Genomic DNA, 18,768 nt, shown 5'->3' with positions numbered 1-18,768 from the left:
ATTGAGGTTTGTTTTACAAATTTAGCACAAAAATTGTATTTTTGATTGAAACAAATTTTAAACATTAAAAAGATAAACTATGAAAAATAAAGGATGTATGAGTGCTGGTGTTATCGCCATTGTACTTATAGTTATTGTAGCGATTATTGGTTTCTGGGGTGTAGGAAAATACAACTCACTGGTAACCAAAGACCAAAATGTACAGAGTAAATGGTCTAATATCGAAACTGTTTACCAAAAACGAGCAAACCTTATCCCTAATTTGGAAAGAACAGTAAAGTCTTATTCCAAATTCGAGCAAGAAACATTAACAAAAGTTGTAGAGGCTCGTTCTAAAGCAACATCTGTTACAATAGATCCTACTAACATGACAGAAGCTGACATTGCAAAATTCCAAGCAGCTCAGGGAGAATTAAGTGGAGCACTAAGTCGTTTAATGGCTGTTGTAGAATCTTATCCTAACCTGAAAGCAGATCAGCAGTACATTAACTTCCAGGCAGAATATACTGCTATAGAAAATAGTATCAGAATGGAAACTGTTAACTATAACGATGCTGCTAAAGAATACAATACATACAGAAATCAGTTCCCTACAAATGTGGTAGCTAACTTTACCAACTTTAAAGAAAAACCATACTTTAAGGCTGATGCTGGTGCTAGCAAAGCTCCGGATGTTTTTAAAGGAGAATAATTATGACAACTGACTTCTTAACTAATACAGAAATGGCTTCCCTTGTGGAAGCCATTCAGAAAGCAGAGGAACATTCTTCAGGAGAAATACGTGTCCATATTGATACCCATTCCGAAAAGGATCTGGCAAAGGAAGCTATTGATGCATTTCATAAACTGGAGATGCAAAAAACGCAACATCGCAATGCCGTACTTTTCTATATTAGTTTTGAACAAAAGTATCTGACAATTATTGGGGATAAAGGAATTCATGAAAAAGTGCAGCAGCACTTCTGGGATCAGCTTCATGATGAAATTACCAAAAAATTTGCACAAAAACTTTACTTCCAGGGACTAAGAGATGCTCTCTTAAAAACAGGAACAGAATTGAAAAAACATTTTCCTGCAGATCAGGAAAACAAAAACGAACTCCCTAATGAGATCAGCTTCTCTTAAGTTATTTTTCACCTATATCTTTATAGGTTTCTACAGCTTACTTTCGGCTCAGAATATTCTGCCAAAGCCAGATATTCTTTATCCTGTATATGATAAAGTGGGACTGCTTACCCAGCAGGAAAAAGATGCGCTGAACAATAAACTTATAAAGTTTGCTGATTCAACTTCCACAGAAATAGAAGTAATTATTCTGCCCAACACCAGTGGTGAAGATGTAAACTACCTGGCCGCTCTCTATGGTGAAAAATGGAAAATTGGACAAAAAGGTGTTAATAATGGTGTTGTCTTTCTTATTGCTACGGAAGACCGTACAATGTCCATACAGCAAGGACGTGCTGTAGAGCAATATATTACAGCATCTACAGCCAAACAAATACTGGATTATCTTGTTACACCTTCTTTCAAACAAGGACAATGGTATAATGGTATAGACAGAGGGACTTCCGCTATTATGGAAGCTGTTCAGGGGAAATTTAAACCCCAGAAAAAAGCTCCGGAAGAAAAAAGAGGCAATTCTTCCTCTTTCCTTATTCTTATTTTTATCATTATCATTGTTATTATCGTCATGAGCCAGGGCGGTAAAGGTGGTGGAGGGAGATATGACGACGACGATGTTACACTTTCCCGCAGAGGACGCAGTATATTCCCTGGTGGTATATTCTTCCCTGGCGGATTCGGCGGTGGTGGAGGTTCCTTTGGAGGAGGTTCTTCCGGTGGCGGTGGATTCGGTGGATTTGGTGGTGGCGGTTCTTTTGGTGGTGGCGGAGCCAGCGGTGGCTGGTAATACTATAACCCTCGCTGAATTCCCATTGCTTTTCTAGCTGATTTTCAGTAAATTTACCAGAAATGTACAACATTGGATAAAACACTGGTAATATTTGCTCATCCTTATTTTGAATATTCTAAAGCTAATATCAGGCTTATTGAAGCATATCAGAACATTGAGAATATTACTTTCCGGGATCTTTATGAGGAGTATCCCGATTTCAATATTGCTGCATTTAAAGAGAGAAAAAGATTGATGGTGTATGATACTATTATATTTCATTTCCCGATGATCTGGTTTGGCATGCCTCCTTTACTGAAATTATGGATAGATGAAGTATTTGATATGAAGTGGCTATCTGACTCGGACACAAGTCCTGTAAAAGGAAAAAAAGCTTATATTGTTTTGACTACGGGAGGTTCTCAGAATGCCTATACATCTGACGGGATATATGGAAATCCGGCCGAAGATTATATCAAAACACTTACCCAAAGTCTAAAGATTAATCATATGTCTGTAGAGGATATTATTATAATTTATAATTCGGATCAGCTTTCAGATCATGAATTAGATCATCAGTGTAGAAACATCAGAAAATTAGCATTAAACACGTGAGCGAACAAATATTCACCAATACACTTATATTTTTAGGAGCAGCTATTATCATGGTTCCTCTTGTAAGAAAATTGGGATTTAGTTCGGTTATTGGTTATATATTAGGTGGCATTATTATTGGCCCCTTCGTGCTTAAGCTTACAGGAAATGCAGATGATGTAATGCATGCCACCGAATTTGGTGTCGTAATGCTTCTGTTTATTGTAGGTCTGGAACTGGAACCTAAAAAATTCTGGTCTATGCGCCGGACCATACTTGGATTGGGAGGTATGCAGATGCTGGCAACAACAGCATTTTTATTTCTCATATTCTTCTGGACCGGATGGTATTATAAGATAGCTATTACAATGGCATTGTGTTTTGCGTTATCTTCTACCGCTATCGTTCTGCAAACACTAAAGGAGAAAAACTTATTTAATACTGCTGCGGGCGAAGCTTCTTTCTCAATTCTTTTATTACAGGACATCGCAGTTATACCGATTTTAGCCTTTCTTCCCTGGATCGCTAATCCGGATATGGATCAGGTGAATCATTCGGCGTTGCTTATCAACATGCTTCCCAATTGGATGAAACCTTTTTCCGTACTCATTGGCGTAGGGATCCTTATTATATTGGGTCGTTATATTTTTGTGCCTTTTCTCCGTTATGTTTCTTCTTCAGGAATGAATGAACTTCTCACCGCTACTTCCTTATTTTTAGTCGTTGGTGTTTCACATTTAATGACATTAATTGGGCTTTCTCCTGCATTAGGAGCATTCTTAGCAGGTGTAATGCTTGCCAATTCCGAGTTCAGACACGAACTGGAAAGTAACATAAATCCATTTCGGGGGCTTTTACTCGCCGTATTCTTTGTTAGTGTTGGATCCACGATTAACTTTAATGTTATAAAGGATGATCCTTTATTCATATTTTCTGTTGTTGCCATTATACTTATTGTAAAGTTTGCAGTACTCTTTTGTATTGGAAAGGTCTTTAAAATGAGTATGGAGCAAAATCTTTTAATGTCTCTCGGTTTGTCTCAGGTAGGAGAATTTGCACTTGTACTCCTTAGCTTCTCCACCAAACTTTATCTGATCAATGAGGAGCTTAATTCCCAGTTGATGGCTGTGGTTGCCATCACTATGTGTATTACACCTATATTACTATTAATTAATGAAAAGCTTATAGATCCTTATTTTAATGTAAAAGTGAGTGAAGATCCCCATAAAAATGACGGAATGTTTGGTGAAAACAAAATTATCATCGTAGGATACGGCCACTTCGGAAGCACTGTAGGCCGGCTTTTAAAAGTCAACGGCTTTCAGGCTACTATTCTGGATCATGACTCGGACAGAGTAAGCATGTTAAGAGATAACGGGCTGAAGGTTTTTTATGGTGATGCTACCCGAACAGAACTACTAAGAGTTGCCGGTGCCGAAAAGGCTAAAATATTAGTTTTATGTCTTGACAGCCCTGAAGACAATTATACAATTATCCAGATTGCGAGAAAACAATTTCCACATCTTAAAATCTTTGTCCGCGCAAGAAATAGACTTGACAATTATGACTTTCTGAATAAAGGTGTTGAGAATATTTACCGCGAGACATTAGGAACGGCTGTAAACATGGGGGTAGATATCCTTCAGGCCGCAGGTATGCGTCGATATGCAGCACGTAGAATAGGACACCGTTTCGAAATTATTGATAAATTATCTACACGCCGTCTGGCCAAAGAAAGATTAAAAGAATCTCCAACCTTCACCATCAAGGAAGCCCTAGAACGTGAAGCAGAATTGCTGAAGGATGATAATATATCTTTCGATGACCAGCACTGGGTAGATATAGAAAGTTAACGGATTGTTACGCTTCCGCTACTGCTTTCACTTTTATTAATGGATGGATTACCACTTTTATAGATAACCACATCTCCACTGGAAGAGGCACTGGCGTTAGCTTCTTTAACTACTGAAACCAAGACATCACCAGAGCTGGATGCCTCTACACGGGCCTTCTCTGCCTGAACATCTTTTGCGTTAATTGTTGCAGAAGAAGATGCACTTGCACTAAAATCTTTTACTTTTCCTTTTACAAGAATATCACCGGAGGAAGATGCTCCCAGAATAGCATTTACAGCCCATATATTTCCTTTATAAGAACCACTACTATTAGACTTAATGTCCATGCTATTCGCTTCAAAGTCTCCTTCCAGGCTACCGCTACTGGATGTAGCAATGCTCATTTTATCCTGAGTAAATTTATCTTTAACAATAACATCTGCAGAAGAATTAGCTTTGATACTGTTAAAATCTTTAGCAAAAATCTTAACTTTCACATTTTTGGTAGACAGATTAATTCTGAAACCACTTTTGTAATGTATATGCAAATCTCCACCGTTATTTTCTACCAGTATCAAATCCTGAAGATCTGACGGTGCAGAAATAATTACTTTCTCTGTTCCTGATTTTATAACTTCAGCATCCAGACCGGAGCTTACTTCTATAGAATTAAAATCTCCTGAATAGGTTTTATCCGTAACGGGACCAGTCCCTTTTACATCAGTAAAACTTATTACCGCTCCCTCCCCTGATTTCACTTTAATACAGGATTGGAACACAACTAAGGCAATTGCCAGAATACTTAATTTTTTCATATCATACAGATTTAGGTTAACTTAAAAAATACGTAACTTTCGCTACATATATAATTAGACAACTGAACTATGAGAAAAGTTACATCTTTAGCATTAATTTCTTTAGGATTATTTGCTACAGGACAATCTAAACAACAAAAAACGATGAACCAAAGCCATAATACATCCAAAGTTACTAACAATTCTGTTTCGTCACAGAACCCTTTGCTTCGCAAAAGTACTTTACAATATCAGGCTCCTGAATTTGATAAAATTAAAGACGAAAATTTCAAGCCGGCGTTCGATTATGGAATTAAGGAACAATTAAAAGAGATTGATGCTATTGCTAACAACGCTGAAGCTCCAACTTTTAAAAACACAATACTGGCTTTAGAAACCAGTGGCCGCGATTTCGCAAGAGCTGTATTGGTTTTCTCTAATCTTAACAGCGCCAACACTAACCCCACCCTACAAAAATTAGATGAGGAGTACGCTCCGATATTTGCAGCACATGCTGATAAAATTTACCTAAACACTAAGCTTTATAACAGGGTAAAAAAAGTATACGATCAGCGTAATAGCCTGAATTTGGATCCGGAAAGTTTACGTTTGGTAGAAGTATTTGAACAAAAGTTTGAAATTGCCGGAGCTAATCTTTCTGATGCTAAGAAACAAGAGCTAAAACAAATCAATGGGCAATTAGCAACACTTTCTTCTGCATTTAACAATAAGCTTTTAGCAGCAAGAAAAGCAGGCGCTCTTATTGTATCCGATGTTAAAGAACTGGATGGTCTTTCTCAGGATGAAATTGCAGCAGCAGCTCAGGATGCTAAAAATGCTGGTCAGGACGGAAAATATCTTTTAGCATTACAAAACACAACGCAGCAACCTTTATTACAAAACCTGAAAAACAGAGCTACAAGAGAAAAATTGTTTAAAGCTGCCTGGACAAGAGCAGAAAAAGGTGATGAAAATGATACAAGAGCTACCTTAGAAAAAATTGCAGCTTTAAGACTTAAAAAAGCACAACTATTGGGCAAAAAAAGTTTCTCAGAGTGGGCATTACAGGATCAGATGGCTAAAACTCCGGAAGCAGCTATGGATCTGCTGGCAAAACTTGCAGCACCTGCTGTAAAAAAAGCAAAAGAAGAAGCTTCGGAGATACAACAACTAATTGATAAGCAAAACGGAGGATTCAAACTAGAGCCTTGGGACTGGAACTTCTATGCGGAGCAGGTAAGAAAAGCGAAATATGACTTAGATGAAAATCAGATTAAACCATATTTTGAAGTAACCACTGTATTAGAAAAGGGTGTTTTTTATGCAGCAGAAAAACTTTACGGATTAAAATTTAAAGAAAGAAAAGATCTTCCTGTATACCATCCGGATGTTGTAGCTTATGAAGTATTCGACAGAGACGGAAAATCCATTGCAATCTATTATTTGGATTTTTATACGCGCGATAACAAAAACGGAGGAGCGTGGATGAGCAATTTTGTAGAGCAATCTCATGTACTGGGACAAAAACCGGTTATTGTTAATGTCTTCAATTACCAGAAACCCGCTCCCGGAAAATCTTCGCTTATCAGCTATGATGATGTGACAACTATGTTCCACGAGTTTGGACACAGTATCCATGGTATGTTTGCTGATCAGAAATACACAACACTATCCGGAACCAATGTACCTCGTGATTTTGTAGAATTCCCATCTCAAATCAATGAACACTGGGCTTTGGAGCCATCAGTATTAAAAAATTATGCAGTTCATTATCAGACTAAACAACCTATTCCACAGGAGTTAGTAGATAAACTAAAAAAATCTAAAACCTTTAATGAAGGCTATGCTGTAACTGAATTATTAGCAGCTGCAACATTAGATATGGCTTGGCATAGCATTACATCTGAAAGTCAATTGAAGCCTGCAAATGATTTTGAAACTGAAGCATTAAAAAAATATGGTTTGCTGGTTAATGAAGTTCCTACGAGGTATCACTCTCCATACTTTTTACATATCTGGAGTAATGGATATGCATCAGGTTACTATGCTTATATGTGGTCGGAGATGTTAGACTTCAATGCATATGACTGGATCGAAAAACATGGCGGACTAACCCGTGAAAATGGTGATCGTTTTCGTAAATATATTCTTTCTGTAGGTAACAGTGTTGATCTGAATAAAACTTTCAAGGAGTTTAATGAAAAAGCACCAACTATTGATCCTTTACTAGAAGGCAGAGGGTTAAAATAAAAATAAAAAAGGCTTCCAAATTGGAAGCCCTTTTTATTTCTTTTCTTTATCCTTAATCTCAGATTTTTATTTCAAGATCTGGATATCTGATTCTTTAATATTATAGTATTTAACTACTGCATTATAGTCTTGATAGTTCACAGGCGAAGTCCCAACATTTCCTTTAGTACTTGCTTGTGCAGATGCAGACATATTACCTGGTACAATAACTGCTCTGAATCTCTGATTCTGTAAAACAGGAGCTACATAGCTTTCAGGATTATCTTTATTAAAAGTACCTCCGGCAAAGAATGTTACTCCACTTACACGAAAATTAAAATCAAAATCAATTTGTCTGCTAGTAGTTCCATCTGCACTAAATGCATAATATGTTCTTGGAATTAACTGCCAAACATTTTGTCCGTTTGAAACACTTTCCAATCTGTAAATAAATACATTATCCCCTGTTGGGATATTTTTTTGAAATGGTACAGATACCTGATATCCATTCCCTTTAGAAAAAGAAACAGTTGTCTCAGTTACCAAAGCAATTGTATCCTGATCGTTTACAACTTGCGTATCATTATTCCTGTCGCAAGAAACAGCCGTTAAAGTTGCTCCTGCCAAAAGTAGAGCCGAGATATAAGTTTTCATATTTAATATGTTTAGAATTAAATCTGAATAAACAAGTTGTATGCCATTTTTTACATTAAAATTATCTCTTGTCATTATCACTATTAAATAAATGTTAATTAAAAAAATTATACTACATTAATAAATACATTAAATAAATCTAACAATACACATAAATACAAATCAATTAACCATATAAATTAGATCATTTTCAAATAAATGAAATAATTATTGTTTTTTTCATTAATATTGTGCAGTTAATTAAATGTTAATACTAAAACCATGAAGCAATTAAATGTGAAAATTCCTTTTTCAATAGGTGTTTTTTGTTTTTTGCTGGGAACTACTGGTCATGTAGAAGCTCAGAAAGTAAAGAAAGATTCATCTAAAACAAAGGAGATTCAGGAGGTTGTTGTAACAGCTCTCGGAATCAAAAGAGAACAAAGAAAGTTAGGTTATGCTATCACCAAAGTTGATAGTAAAGATATTACACAGGCTGGTGTAGTTAATCCAATGGAAGCACTTCAGGGTAAGTTACCTGGTGTAGAGATTATTGCCGGTGCTGGTGGCCCACAATCTAGTGCGAGAATTCAAATACGTGGAAATACTTCATTAGGAAAAAATAATCAGCCCTTAATTGTAGTCGATGGTGTTATTATCGATAACAGTGTTACGGGAGCTGATGAATGGGGATCTGGTTATGATTTTGGAAATGAAATGAAAAATCTGAACTCTGATGTTTTCGAATCAGTTTCTGTATTGAGAGGTGCAGCAGCTTCTGCTCTTTATGGATCTCGTGCTGCTAACGGAGTAATTGTTATTACCACTAAAAAAGGAAAAGGTAGAAATGGTATTGGTGTTAAAATCAATTCTTCCTTAACAACCCAACATGTCTATGCCGGACCAAAATTTCAAAATGAATATGGAGCAGGCGTAGGATCTGAATTCCAAACGGATAGCAATGGACAACGTTTTATTGATCCAAATACTTTTTTTTACAGCTATGGACCTAAATATGATGGTAAACCTGTAAGAGATGTTGATGGGCGAACAGTGATGTGGAACCCTCAACCAGATAATTACAAAAATATCTATCAGGTAGGATTTGATCGGAAGAACTCAGTAGAACTTTCAGGTGGAAATGACAAATCAACATTCCTTCTAAGTTATACCAATCAAGAGGCGGATGGTATTCTACCACGTAACAAATTCACCAGAAATGCATATTACCTACGTGCTACTCATGAATTCAGCAAATATTTACAAGTAGATGCCAGCTTAAACTACAATAGATCTTTTGGCCAGAACCCAGTTCCACAAGGAGGTAATGACAGTCCATTATTTAGTTATATATATGGGGTTCCTCGTAGTTTTGATGCTGCTTATTGGAGAGATAATTATTTGGATCCGATAAATGGAGGAATAAAAAGAGATGGAGCTGACCCTTACGATATGGCGAGCAAATATTTCAATCTCTTTCAAAATACGAGAACTCAAAAAGAAAATAACTACATTGGACGGTTAGAATTAAAATCACAATTAACAGATTGGTTAAACTTAACTGTTAGTGGTAATTTCAACAATTACAACTTCGTCAATGAGTCCAAGATATTGGGTGACAACCCTGGATTTGCTGGTGGAGGGTATAGCATTTTAGAAGGTACAAAAGAACAATATAATGTTAAGTTTTTATTCAATGGTAATTTTAAGCTTACTGAAAATCTTACATTAAATGCTTCATTAGGGGGAGAAGATTTTAGATCCAGATATAAATCCACAAGACAATGGACAAATGGAGGTCTAAATACTCCTAGATTATTCTTAATTCAAAATTCTGTAGATCCTGCTGGTAATGAAGTTTCTTATACTGATAATGAGCAGTCTCCAAAAAGAATTCAATCTATTTATGCATTTGCTAACTTTGCCTGGAAAAATCAACTTTTTGTAGATATCACAGGGCGTAATGACTGGTCATCGACACTAGCTTATCCCGATGGACATGGGAAAATAAGTTATTTCTACCCATCTTTTGTAGGAAACTGGAGCTTTTCCAATTCATTCAAGTTACCTGAATGGATTAGTTTTGGTAGTTTAAGAGGTAGTTTATCTTGGGTAGGTAGAGATACTTCACCGTATAATACCAGTTCAGGATTCTATTATAGGCCAGACCCATCAGCATATAACTCTCCAAACGGACCCCGTATTCCACTAGTGGGATTCAATAGTAATGCTCTTGCTAATGCTAATTTAAAAAATGAATTAACAAGATCAATCGAACTTGGATTGAATATGGCATTTTTAAATAACAGGTTAGACTTTGATGTCTCCTTTTATAAAACCAATACTACAAATCAATTACTAACCTTATCCTTACCTCAGGAATCTGGTGTAAGCTCACAGCAAATTAATGCCGGAAATCTACAAAACCAAGGTATTGAAGTTATCGTAAATGCTGTTCCTATTAAATCTAATAACTTTAGATGGGATACAACTCTTACATTCTCAAAAAATAAAGATAAGCTTATTGATTTATATCCTGGGGTGAATGAATACGTATTAGATTGGGGAATGGGTAGAGATGTAAAAAGTGTAGCTATCCCGGGGCAACAATATGGGCAAATACAAACAAATTATGCCTATGCCAGATATCAAGCTTTGGATGCCAATGGTAATAAAATTGATGATCCAAGAAATGGGATGAAAGTATTAAAACCTTCAGGTTACTATCTACGTTCAAATTCTTATCAAAACCAAGGCTATGTAACTGTAGGTAATCTAACTCCGGATTTCTTAACCAGTTTTAGAAATAGTTTCAGATACAAAAATTTATCTTTAAGTGTATTGATTGATGCAAGAGTTGGAGGAGATATTCTTTCTGCAACCTATAACTATGGTGTTCAATTTGGTAATTTACCATCTACACTACAATACAGAGATGAAGCCAGAGGAGGAATCAAATATACAGATGCTAATGGTATCACTCAGTATGGAATGATCCCGGACGGAGTGTATGGTCAAAACACCAAAATTAATGATAAGACAGGAACTACAAGGGATGTAAGCGGAATGACTTATAAAGAAGTATATGAAAAAGGATGGGTAGATCCTGTTCGAACAGATTTATACTACAGAAACTTAGCATCTTGGGGAAATGGAATTCGTGAAAATGCTATTTTCGAGAATACCTGGGTAGCACTACGTGAAGTAAGACTAACTTATTCATTCAAACCTGATATGATCAGACCACTTGGTTTGAATACATTAAATGCTTCAATTATAGGAAGAAACCTGGCTTATATCTATAATAAACTTCCGGATGGTATTAACCCTGAAGGAAGATATTCTAACAAAGCAGGAAACTTTGCAGAATATGGAGGTTCTCCAATGTCAAGATACATAGGATTTAATTTAGATTTTTCTTTCTAAAAACTATTTAACTTAAAATTTCAAAAATGAAAAAGATATTAATATTAGTTATATCACTTTATTTATTCAATTCTTGTACAAGTGATTATGCTGAAATAAATACAAATCCACTGGACAAAGTAACTGCTACTCCCGAGGAGCTCTTACCATTGGCCATTAAAAAAGGATACGATGCCAGTTATGAATATTATTATGACTTTTATCGTAGGATTATGCCGTGGACTCAAACTTTAGTTCCTGTCACTGGTAATGTTTCTGAGTTTATGGATGATGGCTCAAACATGAATCAAAGAAAGGATGTATTTTATGGAGATCATGGAGGATTATTAACAGATATTCTTCACCAAATAGAATTAATGCCAGCTGCCCAGCAAGCTAAATATGTTAACATTAAAAGTATTGCTACCATCCTAAAAGTTTATTATGCATGGTATGTGACAGATGTGAATGGAAGCATGGCATATACAGAAGCATTTCAGGCTCGTTATGGAGGTACCTTAACTCCCAAATATGAAACCCAGGAACAGTTATATGATATTTTTGATAAGCAACTAAACGATGTATACACTTCCATAGAAGGAGCTGATCAATCCATACAAGTAAAACCTGGAAATAAAGATTTGTTTTTTGATGGTAACATAACAAAATGGAAAAAGGTTGCCAATTCATTAAGGCTAAAAATTGCCTCAAGGTTAATGAAAAGAAATCCGGCTAAGCTTACTACTATTGCTTCTCAGGTATTATCGAGAGAGCAAATTAACAGTACTGATGAGGATTTCTCTCTGCGTTCTAAAAGATTTACGGAACATGGTAATTTTAACCCCGAAGGTATGTCTGCTCCAAAGCCTATGGTAGACTTCATGAATGCTAATAGTGATCCAAGAAGGCCAATATTTTTTCAACAAAATGATTATTCTCAAGAAAATATTAATAAGCTTGTTGCTGCCGGTAAAATGAAGGCTGCTACCGAATCTCAAAGATTTGTAGGAGGCCCTACCAGTCCAGATATGGTTAGTGTTAATAAGAGTCGTTATTACACTTCTGCAAGAAGATTATTAGATGGTGTAAATTATGATACAATATCAAAGTTACAATACAGAATTTGGCAGCCGGAATACAGAACAGGTACAGGGAATGCTATATTTCCTATCCTGACTTTTGCTGATTACTCTTTGTTGAAAGCCGAATTGGTACAAAGAGGTATTATTGCTGGTAATGCTCAGTCATTATATGAACAAGGAATTAAAGCATCCATTCAAACATATAATAATATTGCTAAAGAGGCCGCAGTAGATAAATATGTTCCAACTACAGATTCAGAAATTACTGCCTATATCAATGCTTCCCAAATAAAGTTTGATGCATCAAAAGCTCTTGAACAGATTATTATTCAGGAATATTTAAATTACTTCAAACAACCTAATGAGATTTGGGCACTTATTAAAAGAACAGGGTTACCAAACACTTCTACAGCGCTTAAACTAGAAACACTTTCTCGTGATGGTGGTATTCCATTAACAATGCCTAGAAGAATTGTACTCCCTACTCCGTCAAGAGACAACCTAAACTTCCAAAATCAACAATCAGCTCTTGATCAAATGAAACAAGATCCTGATTTTGGAGCTAGTGAGAATGATATTCAAGGACGTATCTGGTGGGATAAGAAATAAGTAGTCTTGCAATACAAACTTAGACAAATAAAAAAAACGACCTGATATCAGGTCGTTTTTTATTATTAGTAATATGAAATTACTGCTTTTTGGCCCACCACATAGGGGTGAATACATTATCAGTTCCACCTAAAAGAGATGTTGCATGTGTATATCCTTTAGGGTCAGAATTTCTAAATGCACTAGGGTATTTCAATCGCTGAGGGAAGAAATTAACCTGATTTGTCATATAGTTTCCTGAGTTTAATGCTGGTAAGTTTGGTAATGGATTCTCAATCGCGGGATTTTCAAAGAAAGGCAATCCTAATCTTCTCTGATCACTCCAAGATTCAAGCGGTAACCATGGCATATTAGCCAGATACTTCTGAGTGATAATTTTGGTTAGCTTATCATTCTTAAATGCTCCGTTTTTATAAATTGTATTTACCGGATAATTAACATTCACGGATACCAATGTATTGGTATTCGGATCCATATACTTCATCGTATGAGTAGACCCTGGTTCGGTTGTATGACTATAGCTAACAGAAGTACCATCTCTGTTGTATTCTGTGGAGGCTATATATTGTCCATAGAATCCAGAAACTTCATTATAAGTAAAGCTATCCTGAATACCTTTATTATATGCTGCCTCGTCTGACATTGGTGTTGCCCAGCCTTTTAACGCTGCCTCTGCAATTAAGAAATAAGACTCCCAACTTGCAAAGAAAATTCTTGAATTAGCGCTTTTTCTATACTGACTACCTAGGCCAGGAGATCTTCCTACTAAACCTCTAAGACCATTCCTTTGTCCCTTTACTCCCCAATCTCCAATTGCAAATGCATTCCAAGTATTCACTGTACTAATTGTTTTCTTGGTTCCATCAGCAAATGTTAATTCTCCAAAATTAGTTTTTGCGTCATTGGTATAAGTAGGATATAAAGAATAGTTAGGACTATTAAAATCTCCCGGAATAAAGAATGTTTTATAAGCTCTTGGATCTATTTTATTTGGTAAACCATCCATCCAGTAACCAGCTGAAGGATCATTGGTTTTAGATGAGAACTGCTGATCATACTTTACACCAATATAATCTTCATCTTTAATAGCATTCTGTTTATCTGCTCCCAACTGGTCTGCAGATTTTATACCTCCTAATCCAACATACATATTATTAAGTGTAGCAGACAACAACTGAGAATTCCATTCTCTGGACATAACACCAGCTAAAGGATTCCAACCATTATTTTCAGCCACTTTAAAATTCTGATCACTACTAATGATATACATATTGGTAGCAACAGCCGCCTCAAATTCTGATTTTGCCTTTGCAGGATCTACTTCAGACATACGCATTGCCAATCTCATTCTCATGGAATTTGCATATCTGATCCATTTATTCCAGTCATATTTATATGCCAAATCAAATTTCTCGTCCGGTTTAGGTTTATTTGCATCAATTTTTGCAGCAGCATCTTTTAATTCAGCCAACATAAAATAATAGGCATCCTTTTGCGAATTAAACTCAGGATTTTTTGACTGGAATGCTTCAATAGGTACTGCTCCATAAATATCAGACATTTCACTCATCAAATAAGCTCTCCATATCCTTGCTACCTGAATCAAATTATCATTATATGGTGCCGCAATACCCTTTGCTGCTTTTTCATTTCCAACCTGAATCGCAGTATTAGCATTATTCAACCATTCTGAAACATATCTCCAGTATTCAGATGACCAATCATCATTATCTGTACCTCCAGCAATACCAGTAGTAAAGTGTTGTCTTGCTGCTGTTTTCCATATAAGTACAAAAGCTCTTTCAGCAATATTCGGGTCTTGTTGTGCTCCCAAAATTGAATTATGAAGAAAGAATTCAGGCTGTACCTGATTTGCATCCGGAGAATAAGGATCTACATTAATCTTATCAAAATCACTACAGTTTGTTAAAAACAATGCTGATGCAATGATTGAGGGTAATATATATTTTTTCATTTTTATTGTAATAAAGAATTAGAAGCCTAGTGTTAGGTTAAAGAAATAAGATCTACTCGTAGGCAATGCAAAGTTTTCAAAACCAACTGCATTAGAGCTTAGTGCAAAAACAGATTCTGGGTCTACACCTTTAGCTTTGCTATAAATCATCCATACATTGTTTGCAGAAACAGAAACTTTTGCGCTCTTAATTACAGAATTTTCAAACATAGATTTTGGAAAATTATACGAAATCTGTACATTTCTCAGACGTACATTGGTCGCATCATAAATATTCTGTTCTGTAACACCAAAATTAGGAGAACTAAGAGAACCTACAGCATTCCAATATCTCTGTTGTGTAGTTTCTGTAGTATTTGTTTTATAACCACTACCATCTGCTACAACACCATCTACAACAAAATTATCTCTTTTGCCTCCTGGAGCTGTAATTTCAGCTAATCCTGATCTTTGTAATGCAGCCTGAGTTCCAGAGAAGAACTTCCCACCAAATCTACCATCTATCTGGAATGATAACCCAAAGTTTTTATACGAGAAACTGTTCGTTAATCCAACCAGAGCTCTTGGCGTCTGATCTCCTAAATAAAACATTCCTTCTTCTGCCAATGGTAGCCCGTTTCCATCTAAAATCATTTTACCATTGTATTGACTATTAGGATCATTTACTCTCTTAAACTTAGATCCAAAGATAGCACCATATCTTGCTCCAACTTGAGCATTGATTAATACATTGTCAAATCCTCCCAATTTATACATAGTCAGATCCTCATACAATGCATTAACCGTGTTCTTGTTCTGTGAATAATTAGCATTTAGGTTCCAAACGAAACTTCCATTGTTAATAATGTCAGAATTTACCATAATCTCAAAACCTTTATTTTGAATCTCTCCTGCATTAATTTTTCTGGAGTCATATCCTGATAAAGGATTCATCGGTAAATTAATCAGTTGATTTTCTGATCTTGTATTATAGTAACTAAAGTCAATTGAAACTCTGTTAAAAAGCTTAATATCTGCACCAACCTCAAATGTTTTTAATAATTCATTTTTCAGATTAGGATCATATAATGTTTTCTTTCTACTTGTAATAACATTACCATAAGGGTCTCTACCTACAACATAGGTATTATATAGTTCATAAGCTTCCAAAGAATTACCTGTAACAGCATAAGAAGCTCTTACTTTTGCGAATGAAAGAATCTTTGATTTGCCTCCGCCTAACTTATTAATCATATCTGTTACTACTAATGAAGTACTGATAGATGGATAAAAATAAGATCTGTTTTCAACAGTAAGTGTCGATGACCAGTCATTTCTAGCTGTTGCATTGATAAACCAGTAACCATCATAGTTAATTTCGGCTGCAGCAAATACAGAGTTAATTTTTTTATTTAATTTGACAGGATTAATAGACGGATTCCCCTCAGCATTATTAATGTCAAAGTAATTTGGCATCGCTAATTTAGGAGCTGAAAGGTAAGTAGCATCTGTTTTGGTTTCCATCATTTGCCCATAAACAGATAAGCTAGCACCCCATTTTCCAACAATATTATCTTTCTTAGCTGTTAAGCTTGCTATATAATTATTCTCATAGAATTTCTCCTGACTTACATTATAAGAATTATTCATCTTAGATCCTGCCCATGTCTTTGATTCTGCATTTAGAGAATAGAAGTCAGTTCCTACTCTTACATCAGCACTTAACCAATCATTAAACTGATATTTTAAATAACCACTCATGATGAAACGGTCTTTTTTATCTTCATTCAGTCTGTTATATGCTGACCAATAAGGGTTAACTCCATTCGAAGTAATCCATCTGGAATTTACACCATTCTCCATCTGACCATCTCTGTAGCTTCTGATATCAATATTTCTTGGCATTAAAAGTATATCAGGATATAGGTTACCACCATCAGCCATACCACTTATCGGTCTGTTATTAGCTCTTGCACTAATGTATTGGAACTTAAAATCTGAAGTCCATCTTTTATTTTCACCGAAGACTGAACTTACTTTAGCCATGAAATTCCATCTTTCATATTTAGAATTTGGAATCTGACTATTACTATTAAGGTATGTCGCAGAAGTATATAAATTTGTTCCCGGCCCTAAATTTTCCTGAAAAGTTAAGCTATGTTGAACATTGCTTCCAACTTTGAAAAAGTTATTAAGGTTATCATAAACCTCGCCTTTTATAGGAGCTCCCCAGCTGCTGGTATCCTGACTTCCTGCAGGGTAGTCACCACCATCTGTACCTCTTCCGTAAGAGCTTTGCAAATCAGGCTTAATAAACATACTTTCAAAGCCCATACTTGTAGAATAAGTAATTCCTACTCCTCCTTTTTTCTTACCTGTTTTGGTTGTAATTAAGATAACACCGTTACCAGCTCTTGAACCATATAATGCAGATGCAGCACCACCTTTTAAGACAGAGATACTCTCAATGTCTTCCGGGTTAATATCGCTTAAGCCATTCCCCATATCCATATCGGGAATCCACATATCATTGTTCTTATCCTGAGAATTGCTTCTACTTTTATTACCTGCAGCATTACTCATTGGAACACCATCAACAACAATCAGTGGCTGGTTATCTCCTCTTAAGGAGTTAAATCCTCTAAGATTAATTTTAGAAGAAGAAGCTGGCCCGTTATTACCCTTAATAATCTGAAGACCCGCTACTTTACCTACCAAAGCGTTTGTAACGTTAACTTCCTTTGCATCTACTAAAGCCTGGCCTTTAACATCCTGGAATGAATAGCCCAAAGCTTTCTTTTCCTTTTTCACTCCATAGGCTGTAACCACAACTTCATCAATACTGGAAGTTTTAATAGAATCTTTTTTTTGTGCATAACTCATTACCGATGCTAGAAGCAAAGGCATTTGTAATAGCCCAAGTTTAATTACAACTTTTTTCATACAGTTATTTTAAATCAGACAAACATATAAAAAAAAATTAATAAAATATTAACATTACTTAAAATTCAGTTAAAACAAGAAAAAGTTATAACATTACAATATCAAAGCCAATTTATATTAATTATATGTACAAATAATTGTAAAAAAAAAGATTTTATATATCCAATAATTAGATATTACTAAAGAAATGATTAACCAAAAAGTATGGCTAGGATTAGATTAAAGTGCCAAAATTAGTTAAAAAATTATAGTATTCCTATATGCCCTATAAACTTAATAGTCTAATAAATTATGGGCATAAGTTCGTAAGGCTTATAGGTATAAGAGCTTTATAACTCTATAACCTTAAGTCATATAACTTATGTAACTATTCTATTCATTTTGTATTCAGTATTAGCTGTTTGGCGTCAAGAATAAAAAGTGACAGGTGATAAATAATGGGTAATAATTGACAAGTTATTGACAGGTATTAAAAACGAAAAAGCCTCTGCATTACTATGCAAAGGCTTTTCAAAAATAAAAACTGGCGGCGACCTACTCTCCCGCGTTAGCAGTACCATCGGCGCTGGTGGGCTTAACTTCTGTGTTCGGAATGGGAACAGGTGAGCCCCACCGCTATAACCACCCTAAAGTTTGTTATATATTTTAGAATTTAGTCAGATAGTCCTTAGTCGTTAGTTATTTCTAACTCCTAATCTCTATCTTCTAACTTCTTTTTCGGTAGTTTCAACATCACAAAGGCATAACCTTTAGCGCACTCCTTAAGTATTTTTGCAAAGCTTACTTATTGCTTTTAGCT

12 protein-coding genes and 1 rRNA gene are annotated in these 18,768 nt (G+C 35.5%); 8 read left to right on the top strand and 5 right to left on the bottom strand.

All coding sequences use genetic code 11. From position 1 onward, the window contains the following. Positions 1-79 precede the first annotated feature (79 nt). The 5 genes from C8J95_RS14340 (at position 80) to C8J95_RS14320 (ending at position 4,338) form a co-directional block, all read left to right on the top strand. Positions 80-691, top strand: a complete 612-nt coding sequence (locus tag C8J95_RS14340) for a LemA family protein (protein WP_059156632.1) — start codon at positions 80-82, stop codon at positions 689-691. 2 nt (positions 692-693) lie between these two features. Then, on the top strand, positions 694-1,125 hold the full coding sequence (locus C8J95_RS14335; RefSeq protein ID WP_059325202.1) for a TPM domain-containing protein: 432 nt from the start codon (positions 694-696) through the stop codon (positions 1,123-1,125). After that, the gene (locus tag C8J95_RS14330) at positions 1,106-1,909 is read left to right on the top strand and encodes a YgcG family protein (protein WP_107809451.1); all 804 of its coding nucleotides are present in this window, start codon (positions 1,106-1,108) and stop codon (positions 1,907-1,909) included. Before C8J95_RS14335 ends, C8J95_RS14330 begins: the two co-directional genes overlap by 20 nt. 72 nt (positions 1,910-1,981) lie before the next feature. After that, complete coding sequence (locus tag C8J95_RS14325) at positions 1,982-2,506, top strand: NAD(P)H-dependent oxidoreductase (protein WP_107809450.1); 525 nt, start codon at positions 1,982-1,984, stop codon at positions 2,504-2,506. After that, the gene (locus tag C8J95_RS14320) at positions 2,503-4,338 is read left to right on the top strand and encodes a monovalent cation:proton antiporter-2 (CPA2) family protein (protein ID WP_107809449.1); all 1,836 of its coding nucleotides are present in this window, start codon (positions 2,503-2,505) and stop codon (positions 4,336-4,338) included. The genes C8J95_RS14325 and C8J95_RS14320 overlap by 4 nt, the downstream gene beginning before the upstream one ends. Here C8J95_RS14320 and C8J95_RS14315 read toward each other — a convergent pair. After that, the gene (locus tag C8J95_RS14315) at positions 4,335-5,135 is read right to left on the bottom strand and encodes a head GIN domain-containing protein (protein WP_107809448.1); all 801 of its coding nucleotides are present in this window, start codon (positions 5,133-5,135) and stop codon (positions 4,335-4,337) included. The genes C8J95_RS14320 and C8J95_RS14315 overlap by 4 nt on opposite strands. Before the next feature lie 69 nt (positions 5,136-5,204). Here C8J95_RS14315 and dcp point away from each other — a divergent pair, with 69 nt between their 5' ends. Next, positions 5,205-7,364, top strand: coding sequence for a peptidyl-dipeptidase Dcp (gene dcp / locus C8J95_RS14310; RefSeq protein ID WP_107809447.1), 2,160 nt, complete (start codon positions 5,205-5,207; stop codon positions 7,362-7,364). Positions 7,365-7,430: 66 nt separating this feature from the next. Here dcp and C8J95_RS14305 read toward each other — a convergent pair whose 3' ends face one another. Then, complete coding sequence (locus tag C8J95_RS14305; RefSeq protein WP_059344966.1) at positions 7,431-7,997, bottom strand: hypothetical protein; 567 nt, start codon at positions 7,995-7,997, stop codon at positions 7,431-7,433. Between the two features lie 261 nt (positions 7,998-8,258). Between C8J95_RS14305 and C8J95_RS14300 the strand changes: the two genes are divergently transcribed. Both C8J95_RS14300 and C8J95_RS14295 read left to right on the top strand, forming a co-directional pair. Then, positions 8,259-11,402, top strand: coding sequence for a SusC/RagA family TonB-linked outer membrane protein (locus C8J95_RS14300; protein ID WP_107809446.1), 3,144 nt, complete (start codon positions 8,259-8,261; stop codon positions 11,400-11,402). A gap of 26 nt (positions 11,403-11,428) precedes the next feature. Beyond that, positions 11,429-13,072, top strand: a complete 1,644-nt coding sequence (locus C8J95_RS14295) for a SusD/RagB family nutrient-binding outer membrane lipoprotein (RefSeq protein WP_107809445.1) — start codon at positions 11,429-11,431, stop codon at positions 13,070-13,072. Positions 13,073-13,151: 79 nt separating this feature from the next. On the opposite strand, the gene C8J95_RS14290 is transcribed toward C8J95_RS14295, so the two are convergent. The 3 genes from C8J95_RS14290 to rrf all read right to left on the bottom strand — a co-directional run bounded on the left by C8J95_RS14290 (position 13,152) and on the right by rrf (position 18,598). Then, on the bottom strand, positions 13,152-15,047 hold the full coding sequence (locus C8J95_RS14290; RefSeq protein ID WP_107809444.1) for a SusD/RagB family nutrient-binding outer membrane lipoprotein: 1,896 nt from the start codon (positions 15,045-15,047) through the stop codon (positions 13,152-13,154). A gap of 18 nt (positions 15,048-15,065) precedes the next feature. Continuing rightward, a complete protein-coding gene (locus C8J95_RS14285; RefSeq protein WP_107809443.1) occupies positions 15,066-17,969 on the bottom strand; it encodes a SusC/RagA family TonB-linked outer membrane protein in 2,904 nt (967 codons plus the stop codon). A gap of 521 nt (positions 17,970-18,490) precedes the next feature. After that, positions 18,491-18,598, bottom strand: a 5S ribosomal RNA gene (gene rrf / locus C8J95_RS14280). Between the last annotated feature and the right edge of the window lie 170 nt (positions 18,599-18,768).

Source organism: Elizabethkingia sp. YR214, assembly GCF_003058195.1.
In the GTDB taxonomy this organism is placed as follows: domain Bacteria; phylum Bacteroidota; class Bacteroidia; order Flavobacteriales; family Weeksellaceae; genus Elizabethkingia.
The sequence above is the reverse complement of the archived record's forward strand: the minus strand, read 5'-3'. Positions and strand labels throughout refer to the sequence as shown.

Bases quoted from the DNA above. Each gene is read 5' to 3' on its own strand.
- C8J95_RS14340 (WP_059156632.1), top strand. From the start codon at position 80: ATGAAAAATAAAGGATGTATGAGTGCTGGTGTTATCGCCATTGTACTT.
- C8J95_RS14335 (WP_059325202.1), top strand. From the start codon at position 694: ATGACAACTGACTTCTTAACTAATACAGAAATGGCTTCCCTTGTGGAA.
- C8J95_RS14330 (WP_107809451.1), top strand. From the start codon at position 1,106: ATGAGATCAGCTTCTCTTAAGTTATTTTTCACCTATATCTTTATAGGT.
- C8J95_RS14315 (WP_107809448.1), bottom strand. From the start codon at position 5,135: ATGAAAAAATTAAGTATTCTGGCAATTGCCTTAGTTGTGTTCCAATCC.
- dcp (WP_107809447.1), top strand. From the start codon at position 5,205: ATGAGAAAAGTTACATCTTTAGCATTAATTTCTTTAGGATTATTTGCT.
- C8J95_RS14305 (WP_059344966.1), bottom strand. From the start codon at position 7,997: ATGAAAACTTATATCTCGGCTCTACTTTTGGCAGGAGCAACTTTAACG.
- C8J95_RS14300 (WP_107809446.1), top strand. From the start codon at position 8,259: ATGAAGCAATTAAATGTGAAAATTCCTTTTTCAATAGGTGTTTTTTGT.
- C8J95_RS14295 (WP_107809445.1), top strand. From the start codon at position 11,429: ATGAAAAAGATATTAATATTAGTTATATCACTTTATTTATTCAATTCT.
- C8J95_RS14290 (WP_107809444.1), bottom strand. From the start codon at position 15,047: ATGAAAAAATATATATTACCCTCAATCATTGCATCAGCATTGTTTTTA.
- C8J95_RS14285 (WP_107809443.1), bottom strand. From the start codon at position 17,969: ATGAAAAAAGTTGTAATTAAACTTGGGCTATTACAAATGCCTTTGCTT.